11 protein-coding genes are annotated in these 11853 nt (G+C 54.8%); 6 read left to right on the forward strand and 5 right to left on the reverse strand.

What is annotated here, in order from left to right; all coding sequences use genetic code 11:
- Window positions 1–40: 40 nt before the first annotated feature.
- Window positions 41–1129: a pyridoxal phosphate-dependent aminotransferase gene (locus tag M891_RS0108790; protein ID WP_028538562.1), complete on the reverse strand. Its 1089-nt coding sequence runs from the start codon at window positions 1127–1129 to the stop codon at window positions 41–43.
- A 225-nt stretch (window positions 1130–1354) separates the two neighbouring features.
- Between M891_RS0108790 and M891_RS0108795 the strand changes: the two genes are divergently transcribed.
- Genes M891_RS0108795 through M891_RS0108805 form a run of 3 tightly spaced genes read left to right on the forward strand, consistent with a single transcriptional unit; the run spans window position 1355 to window position 4151 of the window.
- Complete coding sequence (locus tag M891_RS0108795) at window positions 1355–2359, forward strand: lipoate--protein ligase (RefSeq protein ID WP_009226044.1); 1005 nt, start codon at window positions 1355–1357, stop codon at window positions 2357–2359.
- Complete coding sequence (locus tag M891_RS0108800; RefSeq protein WP_084628857.1) at window positions 2349–3320, forward strand: DMT family transporter; 972 nt, start codon at window positions 2349–2351, stop codon at window positions 3318–3320. Before M891_RS0108795 ends, M891_RS0108800 begins: the two co-directional genes overlap by 11 nt.
- A gap of 27 nt (window positions 3321–3347) precedes the next feature.
- Window positions 3348–4151 (forward strand): Cof-type HAD-IIB family hydrolase, encoded by an 804-nt coding sequence (locus M891_RS0108805; RefSeq protein WP_009226042.1) that lies wholly within the window; start codon window positions 3348–3350, stop codon window positions 4149–4151.
- A 410-nt stretch (window positions 4152–4561) separates the two neighbouring features.
- Here the strand turns inward: M891_RS0108805 and M891_RS0108810 are convergent, their stop codons facing one another.
- From M891_RS0108810 to M891_RS0108820, 3 genes are all read right to left on the reverse strand, one after another.
- On the reverse strand, window positions 4562–5344 hold the full coding sequence (locus M891_RS0108810; protein WP_009226041.1) for an MBL fold metallo-hydrolase: 783 nt from the start codon (window positions 5342–5344) through the stop codon (window positions 4562–4564).
- Between the two features lie 130 nt (window positions 5345–5474).
- Complete coding sequence (locus M891_RS0108815; protein ID WP_028538564.1) at window positions 5475–6479, reverse strand: anti-sigma factor; 1005 nt, start codon at window positions 6477–6479, stop codon at window positions 5475–5477.
- Complete coding sequence (locus M891_RS0108820; protein WP_028538565.1) at window positions 6457–7065, reverse strand: RNA polymerase sigma factor; 609 nt, start codon at window positions 7063–7065, stop codon at window positions 6457–6459. Before M891_RS0108820 ends, M891_RS0108815 begins: the two co-directional genes overlap by 23 nt.
- A gap of 162 nt (window positions 7066–7227) precedes the next feature.
- Between M891_RS0108820 and M891_RS0108825 the strand changes: the two genes are divergently transcribed.
- From M891_RS0108825 to M891_RS0108835, 3 genes are read left to right on the forward strand one after another with little or no spacing between them, the layout of a single operon-like run.
- On the forward strand, window positions 7228–8385 hold the full coding sequence (locus M891_RS0108825) for a COG1470 family protein (RefSeq protein WP_016313069.1): 1158 nt from the start codon (window positions 7228–7230) through the stop codon (window positions 8383–8385).
- Between the two features lie 3 nt (window positions 8386–8388).
- Window positions 8389–9402 carry an ABC transporter ATP-binding protein gene (locus tag M891_RS0108830; RefSeq protein WP_051416882.1) on the forward strand — a complete coding sequence of 338 codons (1014 nt, stop codon included), beginning with the start codon at window positions 8389–8391 and terminating at the stop codon, window positions 9400–9402.
- Window positions 9399–10496 (forward strand): ABC transporter permease, encoded by a 1098-nt coding sequence (locus M891_RS0108835; RefSeq protein ID WP_084628859.1) that lies wholly within the window; start codon window positions 9399–9401, stop codon window positions 10494–10496. Before M891_RS0108830 ends, M891_RS0108835 begins: the two co-directional genes overlap by 4 nt.
- A gap of 277 nt (window positions 10497–10773) precedes the next feature.
- On the opposite strand, the gene M891_RS0108840 is transcribed toward M891_RS0108835, so the two are convergent.
- Window positions 10774–11739, reverse strand: a complete 966-nt coding sequence (locus M891_RS0108840; RefSeq protein ID WP_028538568.1) for a LacI family DNA-binding transcriptional regulator — start codon at window positions 11737–11739, stop codon at window positions 10774–10776.
- Between the last annotated feature and the right edge of the window lie 114 nt (window positions 11740–11853).

An 11853-nucleotide genomic window follows, 5' to 3' on the forward strand; every position in this document is an offset into this window, starting at 1 on the left:
CCTAAGTTCAATAGCACAACATCGAACGCTTACCCGTCCTTTAGCCGCGCATGATTGCTTCCAGCTCCCGCAGCAGCTTGCTGCAGGCCGGCTCATCCTTCACCGCCAGCCGGATATCCCGCTCCGTCAGCCCCGGATACATCGCGCAGCTGCGCACCAGCACCCCGCGCCGCCCAAGCGCCGTTTGCATCGTTTCGGCCGTCCACGGCTCCGGCAGCCGTACGAGCAGGAAGTTCGCTTCGCCCGGCCAGGTTTGACACCCGAGACGCGTCAGCTCACCCATCAGAAGGTCACGCTGTCGCTTCACCAACTCGATTGTCGCCTGCTCATACGAAGCATCCGCCCTCAAGCAATACTCCCCCGCCAGCAGTGCCAACGAGTTGACGCTCCAGGTCACCTGCTTGTCCCGCATGCGCTGGGCCGTCTCCGGATGCGTGATCGCGTAACCGAGCCTGAGGCCCGGAATCGCATAAAACTTCGTCATCGACCGGATCAAGATGAGATGCGGATAATCCCGAAGCTCCGGCAGCAACGTGCGGCGTTTCGGTTCCGGAATAAAGTCGATAAACGCTTCGTCGACAACCACATACGTGCCGTACCGCTCTCCGGCCGCCGCAAACCGCCGCAGTTCGTCCAAGCTGTATTGCACTCCATTGGGATTGTTGGGCTGACCGATAAACGCCAAATCCGTCTCTCGAATCAGGTCCTCCACCACCTCCGGCGCGGTCTTAAACGCCCGCGCTTCCGTTCCAAATACCAACTGCACCTGGGCACCAAACTGCTCCGAAAGCGTACGGTATTCGGAAAAGCAAGGCTCCACCACCCCAACCTTCTCCGGAGTAAGTCCCAGCAGCGCCAGTGCCATATTTTCCGCCGCCCCGTTGCCAATGACCAGCATTTCCTCCTCGACTTGAAGGTGCTCAGCCAACTGCTTGACCAGCCCGCGGTGCCCGGGATCCGGATACCGCACGATGCCGGGCAACGCCTCGCGCAGCGCATCCAGCAGTCCAGGAGGTGGCCCCAGCGGATTGATGTTCGCGCTAAAATCCGTCCATTCCCCTGCCGCCACGCCGTACCGGGCCGAAGCCGTCACCAGATCGCCGCCGTGGCCAAAAATCTCTAACTCCATCGAGCGATTCCTCTTTTCTTTCCAAAAAGTTCAGGTGTCCCCATTATCGGTGTCCCGTCTTTTTCCGTCAACAAGGAAGAACTTTGCGTTCTTTTCCGGCAAAAAACGCTGCTCCCCCTTTGGTTTCGACACCAATTGGTTTACAATAAAATCGTATGCGTGTATGACTACATCCCGGGGCCTGAGAATCAGGCGGCCGGCCGCAAAATAGGAGGATGGAGAACCATGCTGTTTATCGATAACGAAGGCATTACCGATGCGTCCGTCAATTTGGCCATCGAAGAATATGCCTTAAGACATTTGCCGCTGGAGGACGACAGCTATTTGCTGTTTTATATCAACGCACCTTCCATCATTATCGGCAAGCATCAGAACACCATCGAGGAGATCAATCAGGAATACGTTAAGGAGAACGGCGTACAAGTCGTCCGTCGGCTTTCCGGCGGCGGTGCGGTGTACCACGACCTGGGGAACCTGAATTTCAGCTTCATCACCAAGGATGACGGCGAGTCGTTCCATAACTTCCGCAAGTTTACCGAGCCGGTGGTCGCTGCGCTCAAATCCCTTGGCGTGAATGCGGAGATGACCGGACGCAACGATCTTCAGGTTGGGGAGAAGAAGATTTCGGGCAACGCCCAATTTGCTACGCGGGGCCGCATGTTTAGCCACGGTACGCTGATGTTTAATCTGAACCTCGACAACGTACAGGCCGCGCTGAACGCCAATCCGGAAAAATTCAAATCGAAGAGCACCAAATCCGTGCGCAGCCGGGTGGCCAACATCATCGACTTCCTGGATCGCAAAATGACGATCGAGGAGTTCCGCGCTGAGCTGCTGCGGCATATTTTTGGCATGGAACCGCACGAAGTGCCTCAATATAAGCTGACGGAAGCGGATTGGGCAAAAATCCATGAAATTTCCGAGCAACGCTACAAGAACTGGGATTGGAACTATGGTTTGTCGCCGGAGAGCAATGTGAAGCACGCGAAAAAATTCCCCGTCGGCATTATCGATCTGCGCATGAACATCAAGGACGGACATATTCAGAACATTAAGATTTACGGCGATTTCTTTGGTGTCGGCGACGTCGCCGATATCGAGGACAAGCTGAGAGGCGTAAAATATGAGGATTCGGCTGTACGGGATGCGCTCGCCGGCGTTGACGTGAAGCACTATTTCGGCAACATTGAGCTGGACGAATTCATCGGGCTGATTTTCCTTGAAGATTGACGAGCATCCGGCTTCTACTTTTATGAAAAAGCCTGCCGCGAACCGCACGCGCCTGGCGGATTTGGCGCTGTTGTTCGTGGCGTTCATGTGGGGCTGCACCTTTCTGATCGTTCAGCATGCGGTCCGGGTGCTCCCGCCCCTGGCTTTTAACGGCATCCGTTTTATCGGGGCAGCGCTGCTGCTCGCTTTGATCATTAGCGTGTTCTACCGGCAAGAATGGAAGCAATTGTCCTGGCGCATGATGGGGCATGCTGCGCTGCTAGGGTTATTCCTGTTTTTAGGCTATACGTTTCAAACGGTTGGCTTGCTGTATACTTCAACCTCCAACGCCGGTTTTATCACCGGATTGTCCGTTGTGATCGTGCCTTTTTTGTCCTATTGGATGTTAAAACATCAAATCTCGCGATTCACCTGGATCAGCGCCTTTCTCGCTGCCGCGGGGCTTTATCTGCTGGCGTTTGCCGGCAGTTCCGGCTTCGTGTTGAACCTGGGAGATGGGCTCGTGTTTTTGTGCGCAGTAGGCTTTGGTCTGCACGTTGCTTATACCGGCGTCTTTGCTCCCCATTATCCGGCATTGCCCTTAGCTTCGTTGCAGATGGCGGTAGTGGGCGTTCTCAGCGCAGCGGGTTCGCTCTTGTTCGAGCGCAGCGCTTCCTGGAGCGAAACAGCCGGGCAGCTGATGCAGCCGGAAGTCTGGCTGGCATTGCTCGTTTCCATTGGGCCTACCAGCGCATTTGCGTTTTGGATCCAGACTGTATGCCAGAAATTCACCAGTCCTTCTCGGGTCGCGGTCATCTTCGCCATGGAACCGGTGTTTGCTGCGGCGACCGGGGTGCTTTTTGGCGGTGAACAGTTCGGCTGGGCCACCGGGCTTGGTTGTTTATGTATTCTGGGCGGCATGTTGCTCGCGGAATTGAAATCGGGGGGAGTTGAATCGGAATCCCCCGAAACGGTTGGCTAGAGAGATCTTCCCTAAAGGAGAGAAACCATGTATAAACTGATTGCCATCGATATTGATGATACTTTAATTAATGATGACAAAGAGGTCACCCCTGCAACACAGCAGGCGTTGGAGCAAGCGGTGGCCAAGGGCGTCGTCGTCACGCTGGCTACCGGCCGCGCTTACGCATCTGCTCAAGCGATCGCCCGTCAAACGGGACTTAACGTACCGATTATTACGTACCAAGGCGCACTGGTCAAAAACCTGATGGACGAAAAGGTGCTCTACGAGCGTTACGTCCCCATGGAAGCAGCGCGCAAGCTGTTCGAATACTGCATCGAGCGCAACCTGCACCTGCAAACGTACATTGACGATAAGCTGTACGCCCGCGAGGAGAACCAGAAGCTGATCGACTACACCAAGCTGAACCGGACGCAATATTATGTGGAGCCGGATTTTGCCAAGCTGGTCGCCCAGCCAACGCCAAAAATGCTGATCATCGACGAACCCGATTACCTGGACCAAATCGCGCCGGAGCTGCGCGAGCTGCTCGGGGACGGCGTTCATATCACCAAGTCGAAGCCGAACTTCCTGGAAATCATGCATGAGGAAGGCACCAAGGGCCATGCTCTGCGCTTCCTGGCCGCCCATTTTGGTTGCGACTTATCAGAAACGATCGCTATCGGCGACTCCTGGAACGACCATGAGATGCTCGAAGCCGCCGGCCTAGGCGTGGCGATGGGTAATGCCATCCCAGCGCTGAAGGAAATCGCCGACTATGTCACGTTAAGCAACAATGAAGACGGCGTGAAGCATGTCATCGAGAAGTTTGTGCTGAATGCAAAAAACTAACTGGATCCTTCCAGTTAGTTTTTTTAATATAGCTGAAATTTCGAATATAATTTGCTGTTAAACGCCCAAAACTCGAAATCTATTCGGTTTTTCATATAGATTCAGGGCATTTGCGTCAAAATGGGGTGAATAAGCATGAAATTTCATATACATTTGGTCAAAATGACCCCACGTGGGTGAAATGTATTCGAATTTTCGCATACATTATCATGCCCACTGGAAACGGAGCTCAGACATCTGCTTGGACAACGGTTGGCAACGAAGTTCAGACATCCGCTAGGACATTCGCTGGGAAACGAAGCCGTACATCCGCCGGTGCATCCGTTGGAACACAGCTGTACATCTGCTCGTAAATCCCTCGGACATCTCCTTGAAAATCCTTTGGAAATCCCCTCGGAGCCCCTTAGCCTTTACTTCCCCTTCTGCAGCGACATTTGCATTCCCGTCACTGCAAACTCCACTCCCTCTGGCAGTCCATAATCGCGTCGCAGATCGATGTCATGCGACAGATGCGTGAATACCGTCCGCGTCGGCCGAATCTCGTTCAACAGCTCCAGCGCCTCCTTCACGTCATACACCGACCGGGTCGTAAATTCGGCGGTTTCGTGATAAAAGCTTGTGCCCAGCACCAGCAGATCAAGGCCAAACAACGGCTGCTTTTGATCCTCTGGCAAGGCGATGGAATCCGAGCAGTAAGCCCAGGTGAAGCCATCTTTCTCTAATCGATAGGCGTACGAAAAGCCGTTTTTGCCGTGGAAGACCTTCCACGCGGAAATCTGCCACCGGGCTAGGCGAGTGCCCTCCGCGCCAACGGCATGCAGATCTAAATGGCTGCCCAGCCAAGGGAACTGGCGAAGGATCGTGTCCAACACCTCCTGCGGCGCATACAATTGTCCCCGTCTACCCAGCCAGCGGCAGGCATCGGCCCATTCGGGCAGTCCGCCAATATGGTCGAAATGGGCGTGCGTGATCAGAATTTGCTCCGCAAAACGCTGCCCTCGCCGCTCCATCCCGGACCGCCAATCCGGTCCGCAATCGATTAGGAAGCCGCCCTCTTCACCTTCCACCGCCACCAGAGCGCGATACCTCCGGTTCACACCGGAGCTGCGCGCTTCCCCGCACACCTCGCAATCACAATACACTCTAGGAACGCCCATCGCATCCCCGGTGCCGATAAACTCAAGCCGATCCATATCGAAATGTCTCCCTCCTGCCGAGCCGCTCGCCTTAGTTTTACGAGTCGTGCCCCGCTCGCCATATCCTGCAACTCTCGCGTAAAAAAGCGAAATTTAGGAAACCTCCCAAATCTCGCTTTGCTTGGCACTACCGCCCCAACAAATCCAACGAGATCGAATTAGAAAACCCGTTCATCTCCGGCGCCCCGTAAGCCGGTTCAATCGTCAGCTCCAGGCTGTCGCCGTAACCCAGCGTCTTATCCTTGACGTACAGATGCGCCCGGTTGTTGTGATATTGCAGCAACCCTAGGCTGTCGCGCGCTCCTTCTTTCACGATCCAGACGCGAACCATCTGTCCTTTATCCGGAACGAGCCCGCCGACCAGCATCAGCATCTCTCGCGTACCTGCATTGTACCACACCATACCGTTCTCCGGCTCCATGCGGCCCATGGCGATGGGATAAGAGATGGTATCCGGCTTGGACAGGACCGGCAGCGCGTCGGGCTCATAGGTTTGCACATAGCGATCCCAGCTAGCGGCCGGCTGGTTTAAGTGATCGATGACCCCCCCCATGCCGACCAGGACGATCAGCGCGGCTGCCAGCGACACCGTCCACTTCCAACGAACCGTAAGCAGCTTTAACGCTCTGCGACGCCAGCCAATCCATCTGACCCGGTTCCGCAGACGGCGCCGGATTCGTTCCGAAGGGGTGATGTCTGCCCATCGGTCCAAACGCGGCGCGGAAGGAGGAACGAATGGCTGAACCCGTTGTGATTGCGATTGTTCCGGATCTGCCGCCGGATATGGAGGTAACAACCGGTTGCCTGAGGCCGATCCGCCCACTAGCTTCGACATGTCCTGCAGCTTCAGTTGATCTGCCATCACCGAAGTCGCCGAATGCTCAGGTTGCTTCCGTTGCTCTGGCATTGAACCGTCCTTGCCGTCAAGGCCTAGGACGCTTTCCCAATACGTTTTCTGCTTCAGGCAAGTCTTACATTGGTTCAGGTGCATCGCCATTTCAGCGTGCCGTGGTTCCTCCAGCGTTCCTAGCAACCAATCAATCCACTCTTGCTCGGTGTACATCCGAATGCAGACCTTCTCATTGCCTGGGCCGCCGATGTTGCCTACCTTATCGCTGTTTTGCCCGTTCATGCTCGTTCCCTCCTTCCAGCGGTTCTCCCCAACCCTGCTTCTCCAGCTGCTTGCGCAAATTGTTCAGTCCGTATCGTACCCAAGACTTTACCGTGCCGATCGGAACGCTCCAAGCTTCGGCCATTTCGCGTTGAGTTTGCAAGGCGAAGTAAGAGCCCATAATCGCCTTCTTCTGCGTCTCCGGCAGCGTATAGATCGCTGTGCGGAGCGCTTCCCGTTCCAACCGGGACAAGACTTGATTCTCGCCGGAGCTGTCTTCGTCCACCGCATCCCGGCGCAGCGCCTCATCGCCCGGATACTTCAGCCGCGCCTTGCGCCGCAATCGGTCGAGACTGCGGCTGCGCGTCATCACCGCCAGCCAGGCTTTGATGGACCCGCGCGACGGATCATAATCTTGCCCCCGCCGCAGCACCTCCAAAAACACCTCATGGCAAATATCCTCGGCCTCCATCCTCTCCCCTACCAGACGGCAGGCTACCTGCATGACAAAAGGAGAATAACAGGCATAGAACGCATCAAATGCACGGACCGAACCGTTGCACATCTCTCGAAGCTGCCTGGTCATCTCTTCATTTTGCAGGTCCATACTTGTCCCTCCCGCAAAATTTCTCCTCTTCTTACCTCCCGTTTTATCAAAAATGAATTCGCTTGAAAACCCCAAAAAAATTTCTAAAAATCCATAAATCCAAAACGAGGTTTCGTGCGTACCCTTGATGAACATCATTATTTTTCTTAGGGGGTACAAAAGATGCTTCAAACCTATCGAAAAGCAGCCTTGATGCTGCTCATTCTGGTCACGACCCTAAGCGGTGCCTTAACCGGGGTCGGCAAAGCCTCGGCGGCGGGCTCGTTGGAGCTCTTTACGCCATATTTGGAATGGTCCGCTGCACCGGGCGAATCTGTGTCGTATTCGATTGACCTTATCAACCATGGCGGCAGTACGGCTTCGGCCAATCTATCGCTGGAGACGCAAAGCAAGGATTGGAAATATGAGCTCACCGCCGGCGGACGCGAGATTTCCAAGTTGGCTGTAAAAGCCGGTGAAACGCAATCCTTCACCCTGGATCTTGAGGTTCCGCTGCAAATTAACAAAGGCCGGTACGTGTTTAATCTGAAAGCAGATGATGCAACGCTGCCGCTGGTCGTGAACGTCTCCGAGCAAGGGACCTTCAAAACCGAACTGACCTTGGATCAAGCGAACATGGAGGGCCATTCGGACTCCACGTTTACGTACAGTGCAGTACTGCGCAACCGAACAACGCAGAAGCAGACCTACGCCTTCAGCGCGCAAGCCGATCAAGGCTGGGATGTTCGCTTCAAAGCGGACGGCAACAGCGTCACTTCGGTTGAAGTAGAACCTAACACCGAGAAGTCGATTACGATTGAGGTGAAGCCGCCGGAGCAAATCAAAGCCGGCACGTATGAAATTCCGATTTCGGCTACAAGCGGGGACACCACAGCTAACGCCAAAATCGAAGCGGTCGTGACGGGAACGTACGACATGAAATTTTCGACGGTAGATGACCGGCTGAGCGCAGATGTTGGAGCAGGCTCCGAACGCAAACTGACCTTCGTCGTCCAAAATACCGGCTCTGCTGAGCTGCAGGATCTCTCCTTCTCTTCGGCCGCTCCGACGGATTGGGAGGTGTCCTTCGAGCCTTCCTCGATCACCTCGATCGCGCCGGGTGAAAGCAAGCAGGTTCAAGCTACCATTAAATCCAGCAAAAAATCGCTCCCAGGGGACTACGTCGTCAGTCTGACTGCCTCCTCCGCGAACAAAAGCGCGAACGCTGATCTGCGGGTTACCGTCAAATCGTCCGTATTATGGGGATGGGTGGGGGTTCTCATCATACTGGCCGTTTGCGGAGGCATCTATTACCTGTTCCGGAAATATGGGAGAAGATAATCCATGGTTACGGAAACCGGCATGACACCTACCCCATCGGCTGCTGGTGAACGTCCGGTCATTGAACTCGTGCAGCTGACGAAGAAATACGGAGAAGCCACCGCTGTTGACCATCTGAACTTAAGCATCGCTCGCGGAGAAATCTTTGGACTGCTTGGCCCCAATGGCGCGGGAAAAACAACAACCATCCTGATGATGCTGGGGCTGACCGAGCCCACCTCGGGACAGGCGCGGATTTGCGGCTTTGACCCGACGCGCGAGGCGCTGAAGGTGAAGCGGAAGGTTGGCTATCTGCCTGATGATGTCGGGTTCTACGAGGATCGGACAGCGCTGGATAATCTCGTGTATACCGCAAGGCTGAACGGCGTATCGGAGCAAGAAGCCTTGCAGCGCGCCAAAGCCCTGTTGGAGAAAACCGGGCTTGCGGACAACGCCGGCAAGAAAGTCGGCGCGTTCTCCCGCGGGATGCGGCAACGGTTAGGTCTGGCGGACGTCCTCATCAAAAATCCGGAGGTCATCATCCTCGACGAACCGACGCTGGGGATTGACCCGGAAGGGGTGCGGGAGCTGCTCGCCCTCATCTCTTCGCTCAGCCGCGACGAGAAGCTGACGGTGCTGCTGTCCTCGCACCATCTGCATCAAGTGCAGCAAATTTGCGACCGGGTTGGCCTTTTCGTCCAAGGCAAGTTAATTGCCTGCGGTGACATCCGCACCTTGTCCAAGCAGTTGGATGCGGACGGTAACGTCTATATAGAGGTTGGCGCCAAAGGCTGGACGGAGGAGTTAGCTCGCAACATCTCTGGCATTGAGGGGGTCCGTGACATCCGTTACCCGCAGCAAGGAGACGACGAGCTCGAACGCGGCGTAACTGCAACGGTCGTATGCGAACGGGACCTGACCGCCCAAATTGCTGATGCCGTAATTCAGAAGGACGCAGAGCTGGTGTACATCCGTCGTAAGGAATACGGACTTGACGATATTTACCATCGCTATTTTGAAAAAAGGGGTGAGTCATGATGCAGCCAAACAAAACTGCAGCCAGCCGTTCTTTCAAAGAGCAACTGCGCCTGGATGAGTGGCGGGAACGGGCACGCAAGCTATGGGCAGAGCTCCGTCCCGGCGGAGAAGCGAATCCGCCGCAGGAGCGCTCGTCTTCCTCTTTTTGGGTGATGGTCCAGAAGGAGATTGGTGACCACTTGAGCAGCTGGCGCTTTGGGATCCTAATGGGCATTATCGTACTGGCCTGCATCGGCTCGATCTATTCCGCTGTCTCGGCGATTCGTTCGGGCAGCAGTTCAGCTAGCGGCGGGGCGGGCGATACGTTCCTGTTCCTGAAAATGTATACCTTAACCAGTTCTGCACTGGCGGTTCCCTCTTTTTCTACCTTCCTCTCCTGGTTAGGACCGCTGATTGGAATCACGTTAGGGTTCGACGCCGTCAATTCCGAACGGAATAAAGGAACGTTGGGCCGCCTGCTGTCGCAACCGATCTACCGCGATGACTTCATCAAGGCTAAATTCGTTTCTGCTTTGGTGATCATTGCGGTCGTGGTCTTTTCGCTGGGGCTGCTGGTGATGGGGCTTGGGTTGTTTACCATCGGATATCCGCCAACTCCAGAGGAGTTCGCCCGCATCCTCATCTTCCTGCTGATTGCGGTGGTCTACATCGGCTTCTGGCTCTGCTTGTCGATTCTGTTCTCCATCCGCTTCCGGCAGGCAGCAACGTCGGCACTGTCGTCCATCGCCATCTGGCTGTTCTTTACGATCTTCTATGGCATGATCATCAACATGATCGACAGCGCGACGGCCGTCTCGCAAATGGCGGCGCCGGAGGCGCAGCTGCGGCAGATGAACCTCGTGCTGACGCTGAACCGCCTGTCCCCGACAGAGCTGTTCTCGGAGACGATCTCGACGATGCTCTCCCCCGGCGTCCGCGCCTTGGGACCGCTAACGATGGACCAGCTCGTCGGGGCGATCGCAAGCCCATTGTCGCTGGGCCAAAGCCTATTGCTCATCTGGCCGCAATTGACCGGTTTGCTGGCCGCCACCATGATCTGCTTTGGCCTGTCCTACGTCCTGTTCATGCGTCAGGAAGTACGGTCAAGAGCATAAAATATGAAGAAGCCGCTGATTGGTTGGATCAGCGGCTTCTTTGTGTTTTTGTCGCGCCAAAATAGTGGTAATTTTTGGCCTTATTTCAGCCTTAACCCCTTGTTTCTGGAAAATAAGGCCATTTTAGGGTCTTATTTTCGCCAAATGGTGCTCAGAAGGGGGATTTCAAGCTCGTTTTCGCAGAATAAGGCCATTTTTTACCGTTATTCGTCCCGGTTATTCGCTCAACGTGAAAATAAGGGTAATTTGTACCCTTATTCTTCTCTTTTTGTCCGAATTAAACTTGGCCCACGGAATTGCCCTGCACCAGCGTTACGTATACCCGCTCATGCTCAACCGGCTCCCCGGCCAACACCTTCAACAACTGCTCGGATGCCAACGCTCCCCACTTCCGTTTGGAATAGTCAATCGTCGCCAGACGCGGCACCGTATATTCGGCTAACTCGATGTTATCGAAGCCAATAATATGGATGTCTTTGCCGATCACATAATCGGTCTGTTTCACCGCATTGTAGAGGCCTATCGCCATTTCGTCGTTCAGGCAAAATACGCCCACCGGTGAGGTCGCGTCCCGAAGGATCTGCTCAGCCGCCCGTTCGCCGGCGTCCTTGTTGAAGTTCCCCTCAATTTCGGTCAGCTCCACCCCGTCGAAACGAGCAACCGTCTGCTTTACTGCTTTTAGCCGCTGCTTCGAGTCGTAGGAACCTTTGGGCCCTGTAACGACATAAAGCTTGCGGTGCCCCAACTCGATCAAGTGCTCGACCGCCAAGGTCGCTCCCGCCTTGTTATCCAGCAGAACTTGATTAATGTTCGGATGGTTAAGCTCACGGTCGAGCACTACGATTTTATGCCCAATGTCAGCGTATTTGAGCAGCTCCTGACTGGAGAACGTGGCATCCAAAATAATCGCCCCGTCGACCATCCGTTCAGGCAGCAATCGATGGGACTGCTTGCCGCTGCATACGACCATGTCGTACCCTTTTTGATTCAGCACTTCTTTGACGCCTTGCAACAAGTCGCCGTAGAAAGCGCCGCTGAAATCGGTCAAATACACGCCGATGATTTTCGATTCACGGGTTTTCAAGGAACGTGCGGCAGCATTGGGCACATAATTCAGTTCTTCAGCGATCGCCAAAATTCTTGCGGTCGTCTCGTCGGTAATTTTCGGGCTTCCATTTAGAGCATAGGATACCGTGGAGATGGAGACTCCGGCTTTTTTGGCTATGTCCTTAATGCTTACCACAACATTACTCCCCTTAATTGGTAGTTCAAAAAGTGTTCTTCCCATCACGATGAGTTTCTTAGATGCAAACTCGACGTCGAATCTTGAATTCAGCCGGCCCTTCCGTTGCTCACG

This window comes from Paenibacillus sp. J14 (assembly GCF_000518465.1).
Lineage (GTDB): Bacteria > Bacillota > Bacilli > Paenibacillales > Paenibacillaceae > Fontibacillus > Fontibacillus barengoltzii.